Here is a 24,071-nt window from a genome sequence, read left to right as displayed (position 1 = left end):
GGCCGAGGAGAGGAGCGATGGCGAGGCAGATGGCGCAGGTGAAGGTGGCGATCGGTCTTTTCATCGGCTCCTCTCTCGGTGCTTCATGCAAAGGGCTGGTCGATGGCCGGCGACGGTGGCGTGAACCAGGCCGCGCCGTCTTCGGTGACGTAGAAGTGATCCTCCAGCCGCACGCCGAAGCGCTCGGGGACCACGATCATCGGTTCGTCGCTGCAGCACATGCCGGGCCGCAGCACGGTGCGCGAGCCGCGCACCAGGTAGGGCATCTCGTGGATGGCCATGCCGCAGCCGTGGCCGGTGCGGTGGGGGATGCCGGGCAGGCGGTAGTCCGGACCCAGGCCGGCGCGCTCGACCACCGCGCGCGCGGCTTCGTCCACGGTCTCGCAGTGCACGCCGGGGCGCACGGCTTCGAACGCTGCGCGCTGCGCGGCCTGCTCCAGTTCCCAGATGCGCGCCTGCTCGGCGGTGGGCGTGCCGAAGACATAGGTGCGCGTGATGTCGGAGTGGTAGCCCTGCACGGTGCAGCCGGTATCGATCAGCACCAGCTGGTCGCGCTCCAGGTACTGCTCGCCGGGGATGCCGTGCGGATACGCGGTGGCATGGCCGAACTGCACGATGCAGAAAGTTGAACCGTTGTCGGCACCCATGGCGCGGTGCGCCTCGTCGACGAAAAGCGCCAGCTCGGTGCGCGAGATGCCTTCGCGCATGAGGCCAGCGGCGAGGCGGTGCACTTCCAGCGTCATTGCGGTGGCTTGTTTCATCAGCGCCAGTTCCGCGGACGACTTGCACATGCGGCAGCCGTCCACGATCGCGCTGGCGTCGGCCACCGGCTTGCCGCCGAGCACCGCGCGCAGCCGCTCGGCCACGACGTAGGGCGCCGCGGGGTCGAGCGCGAGGCTGCCGGCGCCGCGTTCGGCCATGGCGTCGGCGACCAGCTGCTGCGGGTCCTCGTGTTCTTCCCACAGGCGCACGTCGGCGGGAATCCGGAGCACGGCCGCCAGCGAGCCGGCCTCGAAGCCGGGGCAGATCAGGATGGGGTCGCCTTGCGCGGTGAGCAGCATGCCCACCAGCCGCTCGCTGGCCCCCCAGGCCACGCCGGTGAAGTAGCGCAGCGAGGTGCCGGCGGTGATCAGCAGCGCATCCAGCCGCTGCGCGCGCAGCAGCGCACGGGCGTGCTCCAGGCGTTGTTGATATTCATGCGAGTCGATCGCCGGCGCGGGCGTCGCCCAGGGACGCAACCGCGCGCGCGCCTGGGCAAGATCGAGACCGCCGATCTGTGCAGCGCTCATGCCGGCTCGGCTCCGTCGAGGTCGTCCACGCACCAGCAGCCGTCGATCTGCCGCGCCACGCCACCGGGGTTGTGGTCGCGCAGCTCGGGCGGCAGCAGGTGCTCGGGCAGGTTGTCGTAGCAATGCAGCGCGGCGAAGCGCCGGATCGCGGCGGGCATGCCCACCGCGGTGAAGCCGGGATGGCCGGTGCTGGGATACGGACCGCCGTGGTTCATGGCGGGACTGACGGCCACGCCGGTGGGCATGCGGTTGCCGATCAGGCGTCCGACGCGCGGACGCAGCGCGCGTGCGACCTCGGCCGATGCCGCGTCGTCGGCGCCGTTGCCGGCCGTGTAAAGCGTACCGGTGAGGTTGCCTTCGAAGGCGGAGGCCACCTGGGCCATCTGCGCCACATCGTCCACGCGCACCAACAGGCTGACCGGACCGAAGGCTTCGGTCTGCAGTGCTTTCGGCTCGCGCAGGAACTGCGCTGCATCCACTTCAAGCAGCGTTGGCGCATGACGGTAGCCGGGCGCGCCGGCTTCGCCGCCGGCGAGGAGTTGCGCGCCCGCCTTGCGCAAGGTCGCCACGCCTTGCTGCAGGTGGTCGAGCACGCCGCGCGAAAACAGCACGCTGGGCGCCGCGCCGGCGAAGTGCGCCGTGGCCGCGGCCACGAACGCATCGCCGTCCGCGCCGCGTGGCACGATGACCACGCCGGGATTGGTGCAGAACTGGCCGCTGCCCATGGTGCAGGACGTGAAGAACTCCTGGGCCAGCGCCGCGCCGCGTTCGGCCAGCGCGCCGGGCAACAGGAACACCGGGTTGACGCTGGACATCTCCACGTAGACAGGCACGCCCGCCGCGTCCGCCGCGGCTTTCAGCGCGAGGCCGCCGGCGCGGCTGCCGGTGAAGCCGATCGCGCCCAGGCGCGGATCGCCGGCCAGCGTCGCGCCGATGGCGTGGTCGAAGTGGTAGAGCATCTGCACCGCGGCGGCGGGCAGGCCGCTCTTGCGCAGCGCTTCGTGGGCGATGCGCGCCAAGCGTGCGCTGGTGGCCGGATGGGAGGGGTGCGCCTTCGCGATGACCGGATTGCGCGCGGCGATGGCCGAGGCGAAATCGCTGCCGGCGATCGCGTTGAAGGCGAACGGGAAGTTGTTGGGGCCGAACACCAGCACCGGCTTGCCCAGGGGCGCGAGATGCGAGCGCAGGTTCGCCGCGGTGTCGATCACCGGCTGCGTCCACGCGTAGCTGCGCACGGCCTTGGCGGCCTGGCGCAGCTGGCCCGTGGTACGCGGCAACTCGACGGCGCCCAAGCGGGGCTGCTTGGGCAGGGCGGTCTCGGCGTGGGCGATCTCGACCAGCGCTTCCACATCCGCTTCGATGCCATCCGCGTACGCCTCCAGGAACGCGGCGATGCGCTCCGGCGATGCGGCGGCGAGCTCGCCGGCCACGGCCGTGGCGGCGGCCAGCGCGGCTTCCACATCGGCCGCGCCGCAGATGGGGAAGGTCGGGCCGATCGGTTCGCCCGTCGCCGGGTTTTCGGCGCGGAACTGACCGACTGGCGCGCGTGCCGCGCGCCAGTCGCCTTCGATCAAAACGGGCTGGATAGGATCGGGTTGCACGGCCATGTCACACCTTCGGTGCGTGGGCGATGGCGTGGTCGATCACACGCAGCGCCGCTTCGCGTTCCTCGCCAGCCATCGCCAGGCGCGGCGCGCGCACTTGTTCGCTGCCCATGCCGACCTTGGCCTGCACCAGCTTGATGAGCTGCACGAACTTAGGGACCGTGTCCAGGCGCAGCAGCGGGAGGAACCACCTGTACAGTTCCAGCGCCGCGTCGGCATGGCCATCGCGCGCCAGCTCGAACAGCTTGACCGATTCCTTCGGATAGGCGTTCACCAGGCCGGCGATCCAGCCGCGCGCGCCCATCGCGACGCCTTCGACGATGGCGTCGTCCATGCCCACCAGCAGTTCCAGGCGGTCGCCCAGCAGCGCGCGGATGCCGGCGAAGCGGCGCACGTCGCCGGAGGATTCCTTCACCGCCTGCACGTTCGGGAATTCGCGCGCCAGTTCGGCGATCTGCTCCGGCGCGAAATCCGTCTTGTAGGCGATGGGGTTGTTGTAGAGCATGCAGGGCAGGTCGGTGGCGGCGATCACCGCGCGCAGGTGCGCGCCCATCTCGCGCCAATCGGTGGAGTACACGTAGGGCGGCAGCACCATCAGGCCGGAGCAGCCCAGCGCCTTGGCTTCCTTCGCCAGGCGCACGGCTTCGGCGGTGGAGAGCGCGGCGATGCCGGGAATCACCGGGGCGCGGCCGTTCAGTGCCTTCACCAGCGTGCGGATGATCTCGATCTTTTCGTCGAACGTGAGCGTGGCCGCCTCGCCGAGCGAGCCCAGCGGCACGATGCCCGTGCAGCCGGCATCGATCAGCTGGTTGGCATGCTTGGCGAGGAAGGCATGGTCGACCTGGCCATCGGCGGCGAAGGGCGTGGTGATGGCGGGGATCACCCCGCGCCAGATGGAAGCGTTGCTCATGGCGTTACCTCAGTGTTCTCGGAAGGGGAAAGGTCGGCGAGCCCCGCCAGGGTGGCGAGGCGGGCCGGAAACAGGGGCGGGCGGCCGGCGCCGCGCGGGAAGCGGCCCAGCTCGGCGAGCGCGGCGCCGCAGATGCGGCCCTGGCACGCGCCCATGCCGCAGCGCGTGGCGAGCTTGGCATCGCGCGCGTCGGCGAAGCCGTCCAGGGCGCCGAGCGGGACGTCCTCGCAACGGCAGATGAGCGTGTCCGGCATGGCGAGCGCGTGCACGCGTGCACCAGGGGAGAAGTGTTTCGCCAGCAGTGCGCCGAAGCGGCGCTCGCGTTCGCGTTCCGGCATCAGGGCGTGCGCATCGTCCTGGTGCCCGGCGGCCAGGTGGCCGGCGATCGCGCCTTCGATGCGCGCCACCGCGAGGCCGCCGATGCCGCCGGCTTCACCGGCGGCGAACACGGAGGGCACGCTGGTGCGCAAGAGTTCATCGACTTGCACGCGAGGATGGACCGAGGCGTGGTCGAGCGCGCAGCCAAGCATCTGGGCGAGTTCGACATTCGGCACGAGGCCGTAGCCGACCCCGAGCAGGTCGCAGTCCACGCAGGTCGTGCCGTGCGCGTCTTCGATCTCCACCATGCGCAGCGCGCCGTCGCCGTGCGCACGGCGGACGATGGAGCCGAAGCAGTAGGGCACGCCCGTCAGCTTGGCGCGCAGCGCGACGGCTTGAAGCGCGCGCGCGGGCCAGTGGATCAGCTGCCCCGCGAAGGCACGCACACTGGCGGCGGAGGCCTGTTCGTGGATGCCCAGCACCTTCGCGCCGTGCGCGCGCAGGGTCGCTGCCGCGGCAAGCAGCAGCGGGCCGCTGCCGGCGATCACCACGCGCTTGCCGTTCACCGGCCAGCCCTGCTTGGCCAACGCCTGCAGGCCGCCCGCACCGCTGACACCGGGCAGCGTCCAGCCGGGGAAGGGGAGCAGCAGTTCGCGTGCGCCGGTGGCGAGGACGAGTGCCCTGTAGCCGAGCAAGGTTGAGCCATCCGGCGTTTCCGCGCGGAGCGCGCCGTCGTCGCTGGCGACGATGCTGTGCTGCGCGAGCAGAGTCACGCCGCGCAGCGCGGCGATAGCCTCGCGCGCGGCGCGTGGTGCGCCATGGCGCACGTCGTGGCGCCACACCTGCCCACCCGCGCGCGGCTGCGCATCGACCAGGCCGACCTGCGCGCCATGCGACGCGGCCGCCCGCGCGGCCGCGAGCCCCGCGGGGCCGGCGCCGATCACCAGGACGTCGTAGCGCTCAGTCATCGGTATCCACCCGCATGCCTTCGCGCACCGGCGTCATGCAGGCGCGCTGATGCGCGACCCCGTCGATGCGCACGCGGCATTCGAAACACACGCCCATGCCGCACAGTGGCGCGCGCGGCGCACCGTTCACCGAGGTGCGGAAGTGCAACGTCACCTGCGCTATCGCTGCGGCGACGCTGGCGCCTTCCGGCACCTCGACCGGCTGGCCGTTGATCTGCAGGCGCACGAGCGCGCTCATGCCACCATCCTCGAGGGCGCGTACGGCGCGGGATCGATCGCCGGCTGGCGGCCCTGGATCAGGTCCAGCAGCAGCCGTGCGCTGCCCAGCGCGGTCGTCACGCCCAGGCCTTCATGGCCGGCGGCCACCCACTGATCGTCGGTGCCGGGCACGGCGCCGAGATAGGGGCGTCCATCCGGTGTGGTCGGACGAAAACCGGTCCATGCACGCAGTGCCTGCAGACCCCGCAGCGCGGGCACGAAGGCGAAGCAGCGCTCCAGCATGCGCCGCAGCATCGCCGGCGAGACGGCCGCGTCGGTGGCGCTGAATTCGCGCGAGGAGCCGAGCAGGATCTGCCCGGTCGGGCGCGGCTGCACATTGAAAGCCACGCTGCTGTCGGCGTCGCCGTGCGCGCTGTCGGCATAACCGAGTTCGAGCAATTGGTGGCGCACCAGGCCCGGATACCGGTCGGTGATCACCAGATGTCCCTTGCGCGCGCGCATCGGCAAGCGCGGCAGCAGGGCGGGCAGGGCACAGCCGGTGGCGACCAGCACGGTGCCGCTGAGCGAGGTGCCGTCATCCAGTGCCGCGCCGCCGCGGCGCAGCGACTGCACGCGGCGGCCGGCATAAAGCACCGCCCCGCGCGACTGCGCGCGCTGCACGAGATGACGCGCGACGCGCGGCGGATACACCACCGCTTCGCGCGGCACCAGCATGCCGCCGCTCATGCCGGGGGCGAGCGCCGGCTCCTGGGCGTAGAGTTCGCGCGCATCGAGCAGGTGCGCCTCGATGCCGGCCGCCGCCAGCCGCGCGGCGCGAGCCGAGGCGGAGGCGAGTTCGCGTTCTTCGCGTGCCACCCACAAGGTGCCGCAGCGGCTGAATTCGGCTTCCTTCAGATCGGCGAAGTGTTCCCATTGCCGCAGCGAATAGCGCGCCAGGGCCAGCTCGGCCGGATCGTCGTCCATCGCCACCAGATGGCCCATCGCCGCTGCGGTGGCGCCGCCGCCGATCGGACCCGGTTCCACGATCGCCACGCGCAGGCCGTCGCCGCTGGCCGCGTCTGCGCAGGCCGCGCCGACGATGCCCGCGCCGACCACGATCAGGTCGTAGCTGGCGCCGGTCATTCGGCGCCGCTGCCCCAGGTAAAGGCGTCGGCTTCGTCGAACAGCAGGGTGGAGCGCGCGACCACGAAGGCGGTGCCGGTGATGCGCGGCTTCACGCCGCGCGCGCCGGGCGTGTAGGTGGCGGTGAACTCGCTGCCGAGGATGCTTTCCTGCCGCCAGGTCTCGCCCGGCGCCAGCTTGCCGTCGGCGGCCAGGCAAGCCAGCTTGGCGCTGGTCCCGGTGCCGCAGGGCGAGCGGTCGTAGGCCAGGCCCGGGCACAGCACGAAGTTGCGGCCGGCCTTGCCGGGCAGATCGGCGTTGATCTCAATGTGGTCGATCTCGCCGCCTTCGGCGCCCGTGATGCCCTGGGCTTCCAGTTCGCGGCGGATCGCCTCGGTATACACGGTCAGCTCGCGCTGGTGATGGATCTCCAGCGGCAGCGGCGTGTCCTTGGTGATGAAGAACCAGTTGCCGCCCCAGGCGACGTCGCCGGTGACCGTGCCGTAGCCCGGCACGTCGACGCGCAGGTCCTTGGCGTGGCGGTAGCTCTCGACGTTGTCGATGGAGACGCGGCCGTCCTCGTGCAGTTCGGCGCCGACCGTGCCCACCGGCGTCTCGATGCGATGCAGCCCGGGGCCGATGCGCCCCATGTGCTGCAGCGTGCGCACCAGGCCGATGGTGCCGTGGCCGCACATGCCCAGGTAGCTGACGTTGTTGAAGTAGATGACGCCGGCGCAGGCGTCCGGACTCTGCGGCGGCAGCAGCAGCGCGCCGACCACCGTGGCCGAGCCGCGCGGCTCGCACGCGATCGCCGCGCGCCACTTGTCGAAGTCGCGGCGGAAGCGTTCGCGCTGCTCCATGAGGCTGCCGCCGCCCAGGTCGGGAAAGCCGGCAATGACGGTGCGGGTGGGTTCCCCGCCGGTATGCGAGTCGATCACGTCGATGGTATGCATGGCGATCATGCTCGCCGCCGGGGCGCGGAGCGTCTAGAAACGCTTGGCGTCGCTCCATGCGGAAATCGGCACAATGTCTCAGGCCGGTTTTGTGCCATGCTGCGGTCGCAACAAGGCTTCGCAACCCGGCAGGACGTGCGATGGACATGAAGATTTCGGCCGACGAACTGGAGGCGCTGTTCGACGCCTTGCCCGACGTGGTGTTCTTCGTGAAAGACCACCAGGGCCGCTATACGCATGCCAACCTCACCCTGGTGCGAAGGCTGGGGCTGAAGCAGCGCGCGGACGTCATCGGCCGCAGCGTGGTCGAGCTGTTTCCCGCCACGCTCGGCGGTTCCTACGCGTCGCAGGACCGCCGCGTGCTCGATGGCGAGGTGATCGAGAACCAGCTCGAAGTGCACATGTTCCCCAATCGCGTGCCGGGCTGGTGCCTGACCTGCAAGCGGCCGCTGCTGAAGCGCGGCGAGGTGCAGGGCATCGTCGGCATCTCGCGCGACCTGGGCAAGCCGGATGGCCGCCATCCCACCTACGTGCGTCTGCGGCGCGTGCTGGCCTACCTGCAGGAGCATTACGCCGAAGCCGTGCGCGTGGCGAAGCTGGCGGAGCTGGCTGGCGTGTCGGTGGCGCAGTTGGAGCGGCATTTCCGGCGCGTGTTCCAGCTGACGCCGCAGCAGGTGCAGACCAAGTTGCGCATCGAGGCGGCGATGCGGCTGCTGCATGGCGACGAAAGCGTGGCGGCGATCGGCCTGGCCTGCGGCTTCGCGGACCAGAGCGCGTTCGCGCGCCAGTTCAAGGCCACGGTGGGCATGACGCCGCGGGACTATCGGGCGATGGTGGCGGTGCCAGGAAAGGAGCGGCGGGAAGCGGCGGCACGGCCGGCGTGATGACCGGTTTACGGAGGCGGCGCTTTGCCTTGGTCAAGGATGCGTGTTCGAGGGTGATCGAGTTTCGCGCTTCGTAGGGCCCCTCACCCTTCGTAGGGCCCCCTCACCCCAACCCTCTCCCCGGCGGGGAGAGGGGGATGGGTGTCAGCCGTTCACCCAGACGCCGACGTTGAGGTGCCAGCCGTCGTTGCGGTATTCGTAATGCGGATGCACGTAGCGGTAGCCGGGGCGGACCACTTCCCAGTGGCCTGGCACGGCGACGTATTCGCGTCCGGTCCAGCGCCAGTAGCCGCGTGCCCAGAGATAGCCCGGGCGCGGCGCGGGCTCGACTTCCACCACGCGCGGCGGCGGGGGTTGCGGCGCGACGATTTCTTCCACGACTTCGCGCCGCACCACCGGGCGCTCGACCACCACGGGGCGGTCGTGGACAACGCGCTCTTCGACGCAGCCGCTGGCGAGCACGGTCAGCATGGCGAGAGCAACTAGACGGATTTGCATGGATCGGGCCTCGTGATGGAAGTGAAGCGGCCACGAAGGGAAGTCGGGACATGCCCCTCCGTATGCCCGTGAAAAACAGCGCGAACGTCAAGGCGTTCGCGCTGTGCGCGTTGCGTGTTCAGCGGCCCCAGTAGCCGTCGTGGAAGCGCCAGCCGTCGTGGTAGTGCTCCCAGCGCGGTGCGCGGTAGTAGTAGCCGTGGCGCGCGGGCATCCAGCGCCCGACCACCCAGACGTGGCGGCGTACGTACGGGTCCCAGCGCCAGTAGCCGGGTGCCCAGACGTAACCGACGCGCGGCGGCGGGACGACTTCGTAGCGCGGCGGCGGGGGCGCCACGCCGATCTGCACGGAGACCTGGGTGCGGGCGGCAGCGTCGGGCGCATAGGCGGAAGCGCCCAGCCCCAGGCCCAGGGCAGTCAGCACGGCGAACGTGCGTGCAAGCGGTGTCATGCGGTTTCTCCTCGGCCACGCAACGAGTGGCCTGAGCGGGAGAAACGAAGGGCGCCGGCGGCTGTTGACTTCTCGGGGCGCGCGCCGTTCAGAAGCCGGTGGGGTTGCGCGGGAGCGGCCGCTCCCGCGCAGCGCGGTTCAGAGCGTGCAGTTGGGCTTATGGCCGCTGGCGCGGGCCTGTTCATAGACCGGCATCAGTTGCTCGGCCTGCTTGGTCAGCGATTGCTGGCGGTTGTACGAGGCCGGGTGGGTCGAGAGGAAGGCCGGCGGCTTGGAGCCGCTGCCACCCTGGGCACCCATCTTCTGCCACAGCGTGGCGGCGGCCCGCGGGTCGAAGCCGGCCTGCGCCATGTAGCGCTGGCCCAGCGTGTCGGCTTCGCTTTCCTGCGTGCGCGAGAACGGCAGCAGGATGCCCACTTCCGCACCCACGCCCAGCGCGGCCGCGGCGTAGCCGGCATTAGTGCCGCGACTGGCGGCGTAGGCGCTGCCGGCCAGTACCACCGCCTGGGCGGCCATGTTGTCGGAGACGCGTTCGGCGCCATGGCGCGCGACGACGTGCGACAGCTCGTGGCCCAGCACGACCGCGAGCAGGTCCTGGTCGGTGGCGAGCTTGAACATGCCGCGGTTCACGCCGATGCGCCCGCCGGGCAGGGCGAAGGCGTTGGGCGTGTCGTCGTCGATGATCTGCACTTCCCACTGCTGCGTGTTCCACGGCGGGGGCAGCACCGCGACCAGCGCGCTGGAGACGCAGGTGGCGTAGGCGCGCTCCTTGGGCGCTTCGACGAATTTGCCCTGCTTGCGCATGTTGTCGAAGGTGGCCAGGCCCATCTTGGACATCTCGCCATCGGAAACCATCATCAGCTGCGAGCGGCCGGTGGGCGAGGTCACGCAGCCGGAGAGCAGGACGCCCAGGGTCAATGCGGGCAGGGCCAATGCGAGCGGCCGGCGGAATTTCATGCGTTTCACCTCCCTGGAAGACATGGCGGGAGCATAACCTTGCGACCGGCGGGCAAGGGAGCACTGACGGGCACTTGAAAAGAACGAACGGTCGTTCTATTTTCGCGCCATGAACACCACCGCTCCCACTGGCAAGCGCGCCGCCACTCGCGAAATGATCCTGGACCGGGCTTATGCCATGGCCTGCAACGACGGCCTGGAAGGGCTCTCCATCGGCAGCCTGGCGCAGGCCGCGGACATGTCCAAGAGCGGCGTGTTCGCCCACTTCGGTTCCCGCGAGGATCTGCAGCTGGCCGTGCTCGAGCTCGGCGCGCGCCGCTTCATGGAGAACGTGCTGGTGCCGGCCCTGAAGGCGCCGCGCGGTCTGCCCCGCCTGCGCGCGGTGGTCGAGCGCTGGTGCGACTGGGCGCATCGCTTCGAACGCGGTTGCGTGCTGCTTTCCGCCGTCAGCGAGTACGACGGCCGCGACGGCGTATTGCGCGATGCGGTGGTCCGGCAGCAGGCCGGCTGGCGCGGCGAGCTGGAGAAGGCCATCGGCCTGGCGGTCGCCGAGGGCCATCTGGCCGCCGATACGGACGCCACCCAGCTCGCCTTCGAGATCTACGCCTTCATGCTCGTGCTGCACCACGACGCCGGCCTGTTCGGCTTCGTGGAAGCGCGTCGCCGCGCGCTCGCGGCGGTCGAGCGCCTGTTCGCCAGCTATCGCACCTGATCCCCGCCAGGAGCCCCGCCATGCCGCGCAAGCAACGTTCCCATCGCCACCACGGCCGCCCATCGGCCGGCGTCCTGCTGAAACTCAGTGCCGTGCGCGTGGGCTTCGCCCTCGGCGGGCGCCTGGCGCCGCGCCGCACGGTGGATCGCGCCGCGCGCCTGTTCGCCACGCCATTCGCCAGCAGCCGCGCGCGGGCGCAGGCGGCGCAGCCGGACGAGGCGATGGTGCAGGGCGAACTGAAGCTGGGCGATGAGACCATCGCCACCTACGTGTGGGGCGATCCGTCCGCGCAGCCGTATGTGCTGCTGGTGCACGGCTGGTCCAGCTTCGGCTTGCGCTTCCTGCCCTGGGTGGCGCGCCTGCGCGAGCTGGGCCTCGCGGTGGTGGCCTTCGACCAGCCCGGCCACGGCCGCAGCAGCGGACGCTTGTGCACGCTGCCCGATTTCATCGCGACCATTCGTGCGGTCGGCGGGCATTACGGCCCCGCGGCGCTCGCCGTCGGCCATTCGCTCGGTGGCGCCGCGCTGGCGCTGGCGCAGAGCGAGAACTGGCATGCGCAGCGGCTGGTGCTGATCGCGCCGGCCGCGGACATGGAGGCCGCTACCGGCCGCTTCTTCCGCTTCGTGAGGCTGGGCGACCATCTGCGCGAAGCGTTCTACGGCTGGCTCGAACGCCGCACCGGCGTCACCGTGCGCGAGCTGCAGGTGCACAAGCACCTGCCCGCGCTGGGGCAGACCGGGCTGGTGGTGCACGACCTCGACGATCGCGACGTGCCGTGGGAAGAGGGCGAGCGTTATGCGCGCTATTGGCCCGGCGCGCGCCTGCTCACCACGCAGGGCCTGGGACACCACAAGGTGCTCGATGCGCCAGAAGTGCTGGAAGCGACGTTCGCGTTCCTGCGCGGCGAGACGGTGGGCGAACGCGTGGTGGCCACGCCGAACCTGCCGTACGGCGTGGCCTGACGCACCGTCGCACTTCAGCGCGGCAACACCCGTCCCGTGTGGTAGCTGCGGTATCGGCACACGTCGAAGCCGCGGCTGACCGTCTGGCGCCCGTCGGCGAAGGTTGCGCGCAGGTCGCGGCGGCAGCCGGCTTTGCCATCGAGCTCCACCGTCACCGCATGCCCTCCGCCTTGCAACGGCCGGTCGCCCAGCGCGAGGTCGCGGTAGGCATCCGTACCTGCCGGCGCCGCGGCGAGCGATACCAGGCTCGATGGCGCGTCGTTGTAGATCTCCAGATAACGCGTCTGCGCGCCGGCCGCCGCCGGCAGCATCGCGCATGCGAACAAAAGTCCCCGTCTCCACATGGCTTGCTCTCCTTCGGGCTCGCCGCGAGGGCGGCGGCATGCGGATTCCGATGCAAAGGGGCGTGATGGCGTTGCCCATGCGGGACGAACCGTAGCCAGTGCGGGACGGACGGCAGCCGTGACGTCCGAGCCTGTTCCCATGGCGCTCACTCTGTGTAGGATGCGGACGCCTCATGGAGCCGGGGATGCCGATGCGATTCGTGCGTTACATGGCCGCGTGGACTGTCCCGGCCGTGCTGTTCGCCATGCAGGGCTACGCCTCGGACGCAGTCGGGGGACACACCTGGGACACCACCGACTATCTGCGCTGGTCGATGATCCAGTGGTATACGCTCGCGGCCTTGGCGCCGGGCGTGTTCGGTCTGGCCTCGCGCTTTCCGTTCGAATCCAGCCGGCGCTTGCGCTATCTGCCGCTCTATGCGGCCGGCAGTGCGGTGTTTGCGGTGTTCGCGGTGGTGATCGGCGCGCTGCTCGGCCATCTGTTCGAGCCGGGCGATCCTTCGCTGGCCAACCAGCTCGCGCAGTTCATCAGCAAGTACGCCATCACGGATGTCTTCGTCTATTGGATCCTGCTGGTGGGATGGCATGCGGTGCGCTTCTACCGCGACAAGCACCGGCGCACGCTGCAATCGGCGCAGTTGCAGGCGCAGCTCGCGCAGTCGCGCCTGCAGGTGCTGCGGATGCAGCTGCAACCGCACTTCCTGTTCAATACGCTGCACGCGATATCGACGCTCATCCGCGACGAACCCGGCGTGGCCGAAGACATGCTGTTGCGCCTGAGCGAACTGCTGCGCGCCTACCTGGACGAGGAGCGGCAGGAGATCAGCCTGGCCGCGGAACTGGAGCTGCTCGACCTGTATCTCGGCATCCAGCGCGTGCGCTTCAAGGACCGGCTCGATACGCGCGTGGACGCGGCCGTGTCTGCGCTCGACGGCGCGGTGCCCGGGCTGATCCTGCAACCGCTGGTGGAGAACGCCATCCACCACGGCATCGGCCGACATGCCGGCAGCGATACCGTAGAAGTGTTCGCGCACCGCGACGCCGACAACCTCTACCTGGAAGTGCGCAACCGTAACGGCACGCTGGATGTGTCGCCGGACGAGGCATTCACGCGCGGCATCGGCCTTTCCAATACGCGGTTGCGCCTGAAGGAGCTGTACGGCGCCGCGGCCACCGTCTACATCGACGCATTGGCGCCGCGCGGGGTCGCCTGCCGGCTGCGGCTGCCGTATCGCGCGATGGCGCCCGCGGCGCAGGACCGGGGGCTGGCCGCATGAGCATCCGCGCCATCATCGTGGACGACGAGCCGATCGCCCGGCACAGCATCGCGCGGCTGTTGCGCGAGGAAGCGGACATCGCGGTGCTCGCCGAATTCGGCGATGGCGCGAGCGCATTGGAAGCGATCCGCCGGCTGAAGCCCGACCTGGTGTTCCTGGACATCCAGATGCCGGAGCTGTCCGGCATCGACGTGGCCGCTTCGCTGGGCGAGGAAGACCTGCCGGCCACGGTGTTCGTCACCGCTTACGAGCAGTACGCAGTGCGCGCGTTCGAAGCCAACGCCGTGGACTATCTGGTCAAGCCCTTCAGCCGCGAACGCTTCGACGCCATGCTGCGCCGCGCCCGCCGCCGGCTGGCTGGCGAGGGCGGGCAGGCTTCGGCGCAGGTGTGGCAGGCGCTGGCCGAGCTGCGGCGCGAACAGGGTTATGCGCGGCGGCTGCCGGTGCCGCTGGACGGCAGCGTGATCCTGCTCGACGTGGCGCGTATCGACTGGATCGAAGCCAGCCGCAATCGCGTGCGCCTGCACGTCGGCAAGGAGACCTACGAGCTGCGCGAGACGATGGCCTCGCTGGAACAGCGGCTCAACCCGCGCTACTTCGCTCGCGTGCACCGCTCGGCCATCGTCAATATCGAACGCATCCGCGCGATCCATCCCTGGTTCAAGGGCTACCACATGGTGGTGCTGACCACGGGGCAGGAACTGCGTATGAGCCGCTACCAGCACGAGACGTTCCGCGGGCTGGCGCGGTTTCAGGAGCGGACGCCGTAGCAGCGTCCGCTGCGGGATCTCACGAGCGATCCAGCGGCGTGGTCAGCCGCAGCCCGCTGCCGACGAGGTGAAGGCTGTCGTCGGCGAGCGCATCGGAGCTGGCGTCGCGGCTGTCGGCGTGGCGGAGGCGGTAGTCCTGCATCCACGAGATGGTCTCCTTCGGGCCGGGAATGTAGCCCTCCCACACGCCGTAGCCGCCGGAGCGGTCCGGCCGGCCCCATTCGCGCAGGTGGAACGCGACCGGTACGCGCACGATCCACTCGCCGTCGTCCTTATGCGAGCCGGCGACCGGAGGCTCGAAGGTCCAGTCGCGCGCGGCCTTGAGGCTGGCGTCGGCCAGCACCTTGCGCCACCGGCGCATGCCGCGCTCGTTGTCCACTACCGTGAGGTTGACCTGTTCGGCGGCCGCGTCCTCCACCGTGCCGTCGCGCCCGACGCGCACAAGCAGATACACCGTGCCCGCCACGCGCGCCTGCACGGCCTCCTGGGGATACGAAGGCGCCGTCCGGCGCTTGTAGTGCGGCTGTTCCTCGGAAGGACCGTCGCCAAAGGTCGCCCCGGCGATGCGCAAGGCGAAGGTCTTGCCGTCGCCCTCCGATGTTGCCACCACGCGCACGTTCATCGGTGCCCGGGCGGTGATGGGAGCGCCATCGCGAACGACCGGTTCGAATCGCCAGGCCGCGGCGTTGTTGCGGACGAGGTCGGCGACCGGAGCGGGGAGCTTGTCCGGCTGGTCCAGCGTGCAGGTATGCACGGTGCCGTCCGGGCCCACCACGATGCTGCCGGTAACGACCATGCTGGCTTCGGCGTGCTTGCGCACGGCGCTTGCGCTCTGCGCATGGGCCGTCGCGCCCAGGATCAGGCAGGACAACAGCATGGCCAACCGCTTCATCGACGTTCCTTGTCCGTGGGATGGGCCGGCAGTATCGCGCGCCGTTTCCCGGGTCGCCAGATGGTTCATGTCGAATTTGCCCGCCATGGTTCGTCGTTCCATGGAGCCGGCCGAGCGGGCCGGCGAATATCGCCTTCGACCTGTCATTTCCCAAGGAGCTCCACCATGCAAAGCCAATCCCTGCGCACCCTGGCCTTCGCCGTCCTGGCCCTGGCCGGCACCGCCGCCCATGCCGCCTCCGCGACCTACACCATCGACCCTGCCCACACCTACCCAAGCTTCGAGGCCGACCACTTCGGCGGGCTCTCGGTGTGGCGCGGCAAGTTCGACCGCACCAGCGGCAAGGTCACCCTGGACAAGGCCGCCGGCACCGGTACGGTCGACATCACGGTGGACATGAACAGCGCCAACTTCGGCCTGGACAAGATGGACGAAGCAGCGCGCGGGCCCGAGCTGTTCGAGACCGCCAAGTACCCGACGGCTACCTACAAGGGCAAGCTCACCGGCTTCGTCGACGGCAAGCCGACCAAGGTCGTGGGTGAGCTGACCCTGCACGGCGTGACGCGGCCGCTGGAACTGACCGTCCATTCGTTCAAGTGCATGCCGCACCCGCTGCTCAAGCGCGAGCTGTGCGGTGCGGACGCCAGCGCCACGTTCCAGCGCGATGCGTTCGGCATGGGCGCCGGCAAGGATTACGGCTTCAAGATGGACGTGGCGCTGCGCATCCAGGTGGAGGCGATCGTCGATGAGGCCGGCAGCAAGGTGGCGGAGCGCTGAGTCACAGGCAGCGCGCGAGCCGGCGCACCGCCTCGTCGAGGGCGCGGGCGTCGGCGCCGCCATAGCCCATGATCACGCCACCGCGCGCGGGCGGCGCGGCGTAGCACGGCGATAGCGGCCGCGCCGAAACGCCCATCTGCGCGGCGCGGCGCGACAAGGCCACGTCGTCCACGCCGGGCGGCAGCAGCGCCACCAATTGCATGCCCGCTTCGGCGCCGATCACTTCGAGCAGGTCCGGCAGGTGGGTGCGGATGGACGCCACCAGAGCCGCGCGGCGCTCCGCGTACAGCATGCGCATGCGGCGGATGTGGCGTGCGAAATGGCCTTCGCGGATGAAGTCGTTCATCGCCAGCTGGGGCAGCGTGGAGGTGCAGGTGTCCAGCGCGTCGCGGCAGGCGGCGAAGGCGGGCACCAGGTCCTTCGGCACCACCATGTAGCCCAGGCGCAGGGAAGGGAACATCACCTTGCTGAAGGTGCCGACGTAGATCACGCGCGCCTCCGTATCCAGCCCCTGCAGCGAGGCGACCGGACGGCCGCCGAAGCGGTATTCGCTGTCGTAGTCGTCCTCGACGATCCAGGCGCCGGCCCGCGCGGCCCATTGCAGCAGTTGCATGCGCCGCGCGGCGCTCATCGTCATGCCCAGCGGGAACTGGTGCGAGGGGGAGATGTAGGCCAGCCGCGCGTCCGGCGCGCGGCGGATGCCCGCGGCCACGTCCAGGCCTTCCTGGTCGACCGGTACCGGCACCACCTGCGCACCCACGGTGCCGAAAGCCTGGCGCGCGCCGGGGTAGCCGGGATCCTCCAGCCAGGCGCGGTCGCCCGCGTCGAGCAGCGCATGCGCACAGATCTGCACACCGTGCTGCGAGCCGGTGGTGATGAACACTTGGGAGGCATCGGCGCGTACGGCGCGTACCGCGCCGAGGTAGTCCGCGATGGCCTCGCGCAGCTGCGGGCAGCCGCGCGGATCGCCGTAGACCAGCGCCTCCGCGCTGGGTGCGCGCGCATGCCGGGCGAGCAGCTTCGCCCACAGCGCCGACGGAAAATGCTCCAGCGCCGGAAGACCCACGCGGAACGCCCCCTGGCTGTCCAGCCAGGTCTGCTCATAGCCGCGCATCGTCGCCACGCGTTGCGCCACGCGGCGGGCGGCGCCGGCGGGAAGCGGCCGGGCGGCCGTGCTCGCGCGGGGGCGGGGCGGCTTCGGCGTTTCCTGGGGAATGGAGCTGGCCACGCAGGTGCCGGCGCCGACGAAGCTCTGCAGGTAGCCCTCCGCCAGCAACTGCTCGTAGGCGCTGAGCACCGGCAGCCGCGACACTCTCAGCTCGCTGGCGAGGCTGCGCGTGGAGGGTACGCGCTGGCCGGGCCGCAGCTGGCCGTCGGCGATGGCGCGGCGGAACCAGTCCGACAGCTGCTGGTAGATGGGCACGCCGCTGCCGGGTTCGAGGGCGATCGGCGGCAGGAATGAGGTGGACGCGCGCGGCATGGCGGCTGGCTCCAAGTGGTCATGCCAGATCATAGCCAAGTGGCTATTCGCCCGGGCCACTGCCCTCCGTAGTGTCACGCCGCCGGCCGCGTGGCCGGGGCGAAACGACGGAGACGACGTGGGCGTGCGGCGTGCGGCAACGAAGAAGGGTTTCCGGCGGCATCTGGCGGCAGGCCTGCTGGCCGGGCTGGCGTCGTCGGCGGCGATGGGACAGGACGCGGTCGCGCCCATCCGGCAGGCGCGCGACGATGCCTGGTGGACCGGACCCATGCTGGCCAATGGCGCGGAAACCCTGCCGGCCGGCCATGTGCTGATCGAGCCCTACATCTATGACGTGACGACGCCCGGCGTGGATGCGTTCGGTTCCCGCGCCTACGTGCTGTACGGCCTGACTGACCGGCTTACTGTCGGCATGATTCCGATCATCGGCTACAACCGCGTCAGCGGCGCGCCGAACAGCTCTGGCATCGGCCTGGGCGACCAGATCCTGCAGGCGCAGTACCGTCTGATCCGCTTCCACGAAGGGAGCTGGGTGCCCACCGTCTCGCTGATGCTGCAGGAGACCGTGCCCACCGGTCGCTACGACCGCCTGGGACGGCGCCCGGCCAATGGCATGGGCGGCGGCGCGTACGCCACCACATTAGGCGTCAACATGCAGAGCTACTTCTGGATGCCGAACGGACGCATCCTGCGCGCGCGCCTCAACGTCACCGGTACGGTGCCCGGGCGCGCGGACGTGGCGGGTGTCAGCACCTATGGCACGGGCGAGTATTTCCAGGGCCATGCGCGTGCCGGGCGCAACGTGTATGTCGGCGCGGCAGTCGAGTACAGCCTGACGACGCGCTGGGTGTTGGCGCTGGACCTGACGTATAGCCACAACGGGGACACGGTGGTGAAGGGTTTCGACTTCCTGCCGGGGGCGGAGCCGCTGCGCGTGAACCGCAAGTCGGGACGCAGCGATGCGGTGGGGTATGCGCCGGCGATCGAGTACAACTGGTCGCCGAATGTGGGGGTGTTGTTCGGGGTGAGGGTGGTTGCGGGCGGGCACAACACGCAGCGTTCGGTGACGCCGGCGATTGCGCTCAATTATGTGCATTGAGGTTTCATGCCTCATCAGGTTGCAGGTTGGTGCGAGCCGCCGGCGAGTCCCCAGCGCCGGGGCGTGATTCCGGCGTTCATGTCCCCCTTCGTCGGCGGTTCGCTCCAGCTTGTTTGGAGGGGTAGGTCGGGTTCGCTCGCGAACCGCGATGGGGTTATCTCATGCCTTCATGGCGTCATGTGGGCGCAGGCTGGCCTTCGCGGAGCGAGGTGGCGCAGGTTGGGGTGAGGCTGCGAACCCCAATGGGCGCTTAGGGTCGCCTCGCGCTCCCATTCTCGTCATTCCGGCGTAGCCCGGACGGAGCGCGTAGCTTGGAGAACGCCCGGAGGGCGGCTCCGAAGGGGCGAGCGTAGCGAGTCACCCAGAGGCGACACGGCTCGGTTGTCGCGAGGTGGTCGCCAGCCGTGTCTCGCCCTCTCGGGCGAGGGTTTCGCTCTCCTGCCGGAGAGCGAGTTACTTCTTCTTGCTTGCCCAAGAAGAAGTAACCAAGAAGAAGGGCCCCCTGCGCGGCGCCCTCCGCAGCCTTCGCTGCTGCGGGTGCGTTGAGGGCTGGCCGGGCTTTTCGACAGGGCATCCTGCCCTGATCGAAAAGGCGGGGACGTCCCTGTCCCCGCCCGCCTGCGGCGGCCTGATCGTCCAGCCCTCACCGCCGCGAAGGGAACCCGGGAGATCAAGAGCCACACGGAGCGTCGCTTCGCTCGCTCTTGTTTTTGTTCTTGCTTGCCTCGGTACGCACTTCTCCTTCTCCCCTCCGGGCGACCCGAAGGTAGTCCCCGTGGGAGAGAAGGCGGGATAAGGGGTGGGTGCTCGCGGCCGCGTTAATTCCTTGCCCAAAGATGAGAGCCATTCTCATCCATGTGCTAAGGTCGCGCCCCGGTTCCACATCTCCCGCCCTTCATGTCCAACCCCTCACATCCGCCCGCCCGCCATCCGAGGCGCTTCCGCGATCTGTTGCGCAAGCTGCATCTGTGGCTGGGGCTGAGTGTCGGGCTGGTGTTTGCCGTGCTGGCGCTTTCGGGGACGGTGCTGGCTTGGCAGGCGGAGTGGTTGCGCTGGCAGCATCCGGAGCTGTTCCGCCATGCCTTGCCCACCGCGGAGCAGAAAGCGGTAGTGCTGCGGAGCATTCACGACGCGCATTGGCCGGCGCCGCTGCGCAGCGTCGAACTGCCGAGTGCGGAGCTGCCGGTCTGGCAGGTCTCGTTGGCGGGGGAGGTGCGGGTGTATCTGGATCCGGCCGACGGGCGCGAGTTGATGACGCGCTCCAAGGCGGATGACGCCGTGCTCTGGCTGCGCGACCTGCACACGCACCTGCTGAGCGGCAAGAACGGCGAAGCCGCGCTGGGTGTCATCGGCGTGGCGGAGCTCCTGCTGATTCTCATCGGCCTCGTCCTGTGGTGGCCGCGGCGAGGGCATTGGCGGCACGCGGTGCGGATGTATGCCCAGCCGCCGACGCGCCGTTGGCGCAGCTGGCACCAGAGCGTCGCCGCGCTGGCGTTTCCTTTGCTGCTGCTCAGCACGCTCACGGGTGTGACGCTGATCTACAAGGACACGACGCGCACCGCGCTCGCCGCCCTGTTCGGCGACCCGAGCCCTCCACCGAAAGCGCCGGCGGTCGAACCTCGCGACGCACCGATGCAATGGGGCGCGTCGCTCGAAGCGGCGCAGGCCGCCTTGCCTGCGGCGGAGCTGCACCGCATCGCCATGCCCGGCGCGAAGAACGCCGCGCTCATCATCCGCGCGCGCGGGCCGGAGGAATGGAATGCCGCGGGGCGCAGCGTCGTGGTGGTCGATCCCTACACGGCCACCGTGCTGTCGGTGTACGACGCGCAGACGCAAGGAGCGGGCGCGAAGCTGGTAGACAAGATCTATCCGGTGCATTCCGGTGGCGTGGGCGGCTTGCCGTGGCAACTGGTGATTGCCGTCACCGGCGTGCTGCCCGCGTTCTTCCTGGTCACCGGATTCCTGTTCTGGCGCACGCGCACATACCACCTCAAGCACGCGCGACTGGCGTCGCGCTAGCGCGTCCCGTACGCGGCGGTACACGCGTTGCAGCAAGCGCTTAACGGCGACTGCCACTAGAATTGCGCGTCTTACGCACATCGAAGTCGGAGTCGCCATGAGTTCCCCCGCCCAGCACGTTTCCGCGAGTGCTGCAGTGCACGAAAGCCGTCCCCTGCGCTTCGTCACAGCCGCCAGCTTGTTCGATGGCCATGACGCGGCGATCAATATCATGCGCCGCATCATTCAGTCGCAGGGCGCGGAAGTGATCCATCTGGGCCACAACCGCTCGGTGGAGGACGTGGTCCGCGCCGCCCTGCAGGAAGACGCCGACGCCATCGCGCTTTCGTCGTACCAGGGCGGCCACGTCGAGTACTTCAAGTACATGGTGGACATGCTGAAGGAGCATGGCGCCGCGCACATCCGCGTGTTCGGCGGCGGCGGCGGCACCATCACCCCGGAGGAAATCCGCGAGCTGCAGGCCTACGGCGTGGAGCGCATCTACCACCCGAACGACGGCATGAAGCTCGGCCTCACCGAGATGATCGAGGACGTCATGCGCCGCACCCGCGAGGCCGCCGATAAGCGCGCCAACGCGGAAAAGGCCACGGTCGCGCCGCGGGTGGACATCGACGATGAAATCTCCATCGGCCACCTGCTCTCGACGATCGAGGAAGGCCACCTGCCCGAGGCGGAGCTCGACCACCTGCGCAAGCAGTGGAAGATGGCCGGCAAGCAGACGCCCGTGCTCGGCGTCACCGGCACGGGCGGCGCGGGCAAGTCCTCGGTGGTGGACGAACTGCTGCTGCGTTTCCTGCATGCCTTTCCGGACATGCGCATCGCGGTGCTCGCGGTCGACCCGACCCGCCGCCGCAGCGGCGGTGCGCTGCTGGGCGACCGCATCCGCATGAACTCGCTGCGCAGCCATCGCGTGTACATGCGCTCGATGGCCACGCGCCGCCAGCACGCAGCCACCAGCGTGGTGCTGCATGACTGCATCGATTTCCTCAAGGCGCAGCCCTACGACCTGGTGATCGTGGAAACCGCCGGCATCGGCCAGAGCGACTCGGAGATCGTGGACCTGGTCGATTTCCCGATGTACGTGATGACCAGCGACTACGGCGCCGCCAGTCAGCTCGAAAAGATCGACATGCTGGACTTCGCCGAACTCGTCGTGCTCAACAAGTTCGACAAGCGCGGTGCCGAAGACGCGCTGCGCGACGTGCGCAAGCAGTGGAAGCGCAACCGCACCGCCTTCGCCCTCAAGGACGAGGAGGTGCCGGTCTATCCGACCATCGCCAGCCAGTTCAACGATCCGGGCGTGACCTGGATGTTCAGCAACCTGTGCCGGCTGCTGCGCGACAAGCTCGCGTTGCCCGCGCCGAAGTGGACGCCGGAGCTGGACACCTCGCTGAAGGAGCCGCGTGCCACCGTGCTGATTCCGGGCAGCCGCGTGCGCTACCTGGCCGAGATCGCCGAGCAGGGCCGCGGCATCAACAGCGAGATCGAGCGCGAGGCGCAGTTCGCCAGCAAGGCGCAGCACTACTACGAATCGCTGAAGGACCTGGGCGACGCGCGTCTGCCGCGCGAACTGGCACGCTACGACAGCGAGTCCTTGCATGAGGAAGGAGCCGACCGCACCCTGCTCACGCTGCGCCAGCGCTACAACCAGGCGCTGAAGGAGCTCAGCCACGAAGCCGTGCACCTGCTGCACGACTGGCCGGCGCGCTACAAGTCGGTCACGGACGAGTACAACGAGTACAAGGTGCGCGACAAGACGATCCGCGTCGAGAACTATCGCGAATCGCTCAGTCACCAGAAGATCCCGAAGGTGTCGCCGCCCAAGACCAAGGACTGGGGCGATCTGCTGCGCTTCCTGATGCGCGAGAACCTGCCGGGCCATTACCCCTACACCGGCGGCGTGTATCCGTACCGCCGCACCGGCGAGGACCCGACCCGCATGTTCGCGGGCGAGGGTACGCCCGAGCGCACCAACCGCCGCTTCCATTACCTGAGCCAGGGCGGCGCGGCCACGCGCCTGTCCACCGCCTTCGATTCGGTCACGCTGTACGGCGAGGACCCGGCGCCGCGTCCGGACATCTACGGCAAGATCGGCAACTCCGGCGTCAACGTCGCCACGCTGGACGACATGAAGAAGCTGTATTCCGGCTTCGATCTCAGCGCGCCGACCAGCTCGGTGTCGATGACCATCAACGGCCCGGCGCCGATCATCCTCGCGATGTTCATGAACACCGCGATCGACCAGAACGTGGAGAAGCACCTCAAGGCCGATCCCGCGCGCTGGGCCGAAGCCGAGAAGAAGATCGCCGCGCTGTATCCGCGCGGCCGCCCGCAGTATTCCGGCGACTTGCCCAAGGGCAACGAAGGCCTGGGCCTGGGGTTGCTGGGCATCACCGGCGACCAGCTGGTGGATGCGGAAACCTATGCGCGCATCAAGGAAGAAACCCTGCAGACAGTGCGCGGCACCGTGCAGGCGGACATCCTCAAGGAAGACCAGGCGCAGAACACCTGCATCTTCAGCACCGAGTTCGCGCTGCGCATGATGGGCGACATCCAGCAGTACTTCGTCGACCACAAGGTGCGCAACTTCTATTCGGTGTCGATCTCCGGCTACCACATCGCCGAAGCCGGCGCGAACCCGATCAGCCAGCTGGCCTTCACGCTGTCCAACGGCTTCACCATCGTCGAGTACTACCTTGCGCGCGGCATGCACATCGACGACTTCGCGCCGAACCTGTCGTTCTTCTTCTCCAACGGCATGGATCCGGAGTACACCGTGATCGGCCGCGTGGCCCGTCGCATCTGGGCACGCGCCATGCGCGAGCGCTACGGCGCCAGCGCGCGCAGCCAGATGCTGAAGTACCACATCCAGACCTCCGGCCGCTCGCTGCACGCGCAGGAGATCCAGTTCAACGACATCCGCACCACGCTGCAGGCGCTGTATGCGCTGTTCGACAACTGCAACAGCCTGCACACCAACGCCTACGACGAGGCGATCACCACGCCGACCGAGGAGAGCGTGCGCCGCGCGGTGGCCATCCAGCTGATCATCAACCGCGAGCTGGGCCTGAACTTCAACGAAAACCCGTGGCAGGGCAGCTTCGTGGTGGATGCGCTCACCGACCTGGTGGAAGAAGCCGTATACCGCGAGTTCGAGGCGATCAGCGAGCGCGGCGGCGTGCTTGGCGCGATGGACACCATGTACCAGCGCGGCAAGATCCAGGAAGAGTCGATGTACTACGAGCAGAAGAAGCACGACGGCAGTCTCCCGCTGATCGGCGTGAACACCTTCCTGCCCAAGGACCACGGCGGCGAGATCGCCACCGAGATCGAGCTGATCCGTTCTACCGAAGAGGAAAAGGGTCAGCAGATCGACAACGTGCAGGCCTTCGCCAAAGCCCGCAACGGCCTGGCCCCGAACAGCCTCAAGGCGTTGCAGAACACCGCGCGCGAACGCCGCAATGTGTTCGAGCAGCTGATGGAGGCGGTGAAGTACAACTCGCTGGGCCAGATCAGCCACGCGCTGTACGACGTGGGTGGCGAGTACCGCCGGAACATGTAAGCGGGGAAGCAAGGCCGGAAAGGTAAGG

At 69.3% G+C, this 24,071-nt stretch carries 22 protein-coding genes; 9 read left to right on the top strand and 13 right to left on the bottom strand.

All coding sequences use genetic code 11. From position 1 onward, the window contains the following. Nucleotides 1-83: 83 nt before the first annotated feature. The 7 genes from RKE25_RS16305 to RKE25_RS16275 are packed head-to-tail and all read right to left on the bottom strand — an operon-like array spanning nt 84 to nt 7,362. Nucleotides 84-1,289, bottom strand: a complete 1,206-nt coding sequence (locus RKE25_RS16305) for a Xaa-Pro peptidase family protein (RefSeq protein WP_311839148.1) — start codon at nt 1,287-1,289, stop codon at nt 84-86. Further along, nucleotides 1,286-2,896 carry an aldehyde dehydrogenase (NADP(+)) gene (locus RKE25_RS16300; RefSeq protein WP_311839147.1) on the bottom strand — a complete coding sequence of 537 codons (1,611 nt, stop codon included), beginning with the start codon at nt 2,894-2,896 and terminating at the stop codon, nt 1,286-1,288. The genes RKE25_RS16305 and RKE25_RS16300 overlap by 4 nt, the downstream gene beginning before the upstream one ends. A 1-nt stretch (nt 2,897) precedes the next feature. Continuing rightward, nucleotides 2,898-3,803, bottom strand: coding sequence for a dihydrodipicolinate synthase family protein (locus RKE25_RS16295; protein ID WP_311839146.1), 906 nt, complete (start codon nt 3,801-3,803; stop codon nt 2,898-2,900). After that, nucleotides 3,800-5,089 carry an FAD/NAD(P)-binding oxidoreductase gene (locus RKE25_RS16290; RefSeq protein ID WP_311839145.1) on the bottom strand — a complete coding sequence of 430 codons (1,290 nt, stop codon included), beginning with the start codon at nt 5,087-5,089 and terminating at the stop codon, nt 3,800-3,802. The genes RKE25_RS16295 and RKE25_RS16290 overlap by 4 nt, the downstream gene beginning before the upstream one ends. Next, entirely contained in the window at nt 5,082-5,327 is a 246-nt protein-coding gene (locus RKE25_RS16285; RefSeq protein WP_311839144.1) for a (2Fe-2S)-binding protein, read from the bottom strand. The genes RKE25_RS16290 and RKE25_RS16285 overlap by 8 nt, the downstream gene beginning before the upstream one ends. After that, complete coding sequence (locus RKE25_RS16280; RefSeq protein ID WP_311839143.1) at nt 5,324-6,430, bottom strand: FAD-dependent oxidoreductase; 1,107 nt, start codon at nt 6,428-6,430, stop codon at nt 5,324-5,326. Before RKE25_RS16280 ends, RKE25_RS16285 begins: the two co-directional genes overlap by 4 nt. Further along, entirely contained in the window at nt 6,427-7,362 is a 936-nt protein-coding gene (locus tag RKE25_RS16275; protein WP_311842413.1) for a 4-hydroxyproline epimerase, read from the bottom strand. Before RKE25_RS16275 ends, RKE25_RS16280 begins: the two co-directional genes overlap by 4 nt. A 140-nt stretch (nt 7,363-7,502) precedes the next feature. Between RKE25_RS16275 and RKE25_RS16270 the strand changes: the two genes are divergently transcribed. Continuing rightward, nucleotides 7,503-8,246 carry an AraC family transcriptional regulator gene (locus RKE25_RS16270; RefSeq protein WP_311839142.1) on the top strand — a complete coding sequence of 248 codons (744 nt, stop codon included), beginning with the start codon at nt 7,503-7,505 and terminating at the stop codon, nt 8,244-8,246. 144 nt (nt 8,247-8,390) lie between these two features. Here the strand turns inward: RKE25_RS16270 and RKE25_RS16265 are convergent, their stop codons facing one another. From RKE25_RS16265 to RKE25_RS16255, 3 genes are all read right to left on the bottom strand, one after another. Next, nucleotides 8,391-8,744 carry a YXWGXW repeat-containing protein gene (locus RKE25_RS16265; protein WP_311839141.1) on the bottom strand — a complete coding sequence of 118 codons (354 nt, stop codon included), beginning with the start codon at nt 8,742-8,744 and terminating at the stop codon, nt 8,391-8,393. A 118-nt stretch (nt 8,745-8,862) separates the two neighbouring features. Further along, the gene (locus RKE25_RS16260; RefSeq protein WP_311839140.1) at nt 8,863-9,192 is read right to left on the bottom strand and encodes a hypothetical protein; all 330 of its coding nucleotides are present in this window, start codon (nt 9,190-9,192) and stop codon (nt 8,863-8,865) included. Between the two features lie 138 nt (nt 9,193-9,330). Beyond that, nucleotides 9,331-10,149, bottom strand: coding sequence for a M48 family metallopeptidase (locus RKE25_RS16255; RefSeq protein WP_311839139.1), 819 nt, complete (start codon nt 10,147-10,149; stop codon nt 9,331-9,333). Between the two features lie 109 nt (nt 10,150-10,258). Between RKE25_RS16255 and RKE25_RS16250 the strand changes: the two genes are divergently transcribed. Continuing rightward, nucleotides 10,259-10,861 (top strand): TetR/AcrR family transcriptional regulator, encoded by a 603-nt coding sequence (locus RKE25_RS16250; protein ID WP_311839138.1) that lies wholly within the window; start codon nt 10,259-10,261, stop codon nt 10,859-10,861. 20 nt (nt 10,862-10,881) lie between these two features. After that, nucleotides 10,882-11,823 (top strand): alpha/beta fold hydrolase, encoded by a 942-nt coding sequence (locus RKE25_RS16245; RefSeq protein WP_311839137.1) that lies wholly within the window; start codon nt 10,882-10,884, stop codon nt 11,821-11,823. Between the two features lie 14 nt (nt 11,824-11,837). Here RKE25_RS16245 and RKE25_RS16240 read toward each other — a convergent pair whose 3' ends face one another. After that, the gene (locus RKE25_RS16240; protein WP_311839136.1) at nt 11,838-12,167 is read right to left on the bottom strand and encodes a hypothetical protein; all 330 of its coding nucleotides are present in this window, start codon (nt 12,165-12,167) and stop codon (nt 11,838-11,840) included. A 185-nt stretch (nt 12,168-12,352) separates the two neighbouring features. Between RKE25_RS16240 and RKE25_RS16235 the strand changes: the two genes are divergently transcribed. Then, complete coding sequence (locus RKE25_RS16235; RefSeq protein WP_311839135.1) at nt 12,353-13,444, top strand: histidine kinase; 1,092 nt, start codon at nt 12,353-12,355, stop codon at nt 13,442-13,444. Next, nucleotides 13,441-14,214 (top strand): LytTR family DNA-binding domain-containing protein, encoded by a 774-nt coding sequence (locus RKE25_RS16230; protein ID WP_311839134.1) that lies wholly within the window; start codon nt 13,441-13,443, stop codon nt 14,212-14,214. Before RKE25_RS16235 ends, RKE25_RS16230 begins: the two co-directional genes overlap by 4 nt. Nucleotides 14,215-14,233: 19 nt before the next feature. Here the strand turns inward: RKE25_RS16230 and RKE25_RS16225 are convergent, their stop codons facing one another. Then, nucleotides 14,234-15,106, bottom strand: coding sequence for an energy transducer TonB (locus RKE25_RS16225; RefSeq protein ID WP_311839133.1), 873 nt, complete (start codon nt 15,104-15,106; stop codon nt 14,234-14,236). A gap of 165 nt (nt 15,107-15,271) precedes the next feature. Here RKE25_RS16225 and RKE25_RS16220 point away from each other — a divergent pair, with 165 nt between their 5' ends. Continuing rightward, nucleotides 15,272-15,883, top strand: a complete 612-nt coding sequence (locus RKE25_RS16220; protein ID WP_311839132.1) for a YceI family protein — start codon at nt 15,272-15,274, stop codon at nt 15,881-15,883. Between the two features lies 1 nt (nt 15,884). Here RKE25_RS16220 and RKE25_RS16215 read toward each other — a convergent pair whose 3' ends face one another. Continuing rightward, nucleotides 15,885-17,363, bottom strand: a complete 1,479-nt coding sequence (locus RKE25_RS16215; protein ID WP_311839131.1) for a PLP-dependent aminotransferase family protein — start codon at nt 17,361-17,363, stop codon at nt 15,885-15,887. Nucleotides 17,364-17,481: 118 nt separating this feature from the next. Between RKE25_RS16215 and RKE25_RS16210 the strand changes: the two genes are divergently transcribed. The 3 genes from RKE25_RS16210 (at nt 17,482) to RKE25_RS16200 (ending at nt 24,043) form a co-directional block, all read left to right on the top strand. Further along, nucleotides 17,482-18,462 (top strand): transporter, encoded by a 981-nt coding sequence (locus tag RKE25_RS16210; protein ID WP_311839130.1) that lies wholly within the window; start codon nt 17,482-17,484, stop codon nt 18,460-18,462. An 897-nt stretch (nt 18,463-19,359) separates the two neighbouring features. Then, nucleotides 19,360-20,481, top strand: a complete 1,122-nt coding sequence (locus tag RKE25_RS16205; protein ID WP_311839129.1) for a PepSY-associated TM helix domain-containing protein — start codon at nt 19,360-19,362, stop codon at nt 20,479-20,481. A gap of 97 nt (nt 20,482-20,578) precedes the next feature. Next, a complete protein-coding gene (locus RKE25_RS16200; protein WP_311839128.1) occupies nt 20,579-24,043 on the top strand; it encodes a methylmalonyl-CoA mutase family protein in 3,465 nt (1,154 codons plus the stop codon). Nucleotides 24,044-24,071: the final 28 nt, after the last annotated feature.

It is taken from the genome of Dyella sp. BiH032 (genome assembly GCF_031954525.1).
Taxonomy (GTDB): Bacteria; Pseudomonadota; Gammaproteobacteria; order Xanthomonadales; family Rhodanobacteraceae; genus Dyella_D.
The sequence above is the reverse complement of the archived record's forward strand: the minus strand, read 5'-3'. Positions and strand labels throughout refer to the sequence as shown.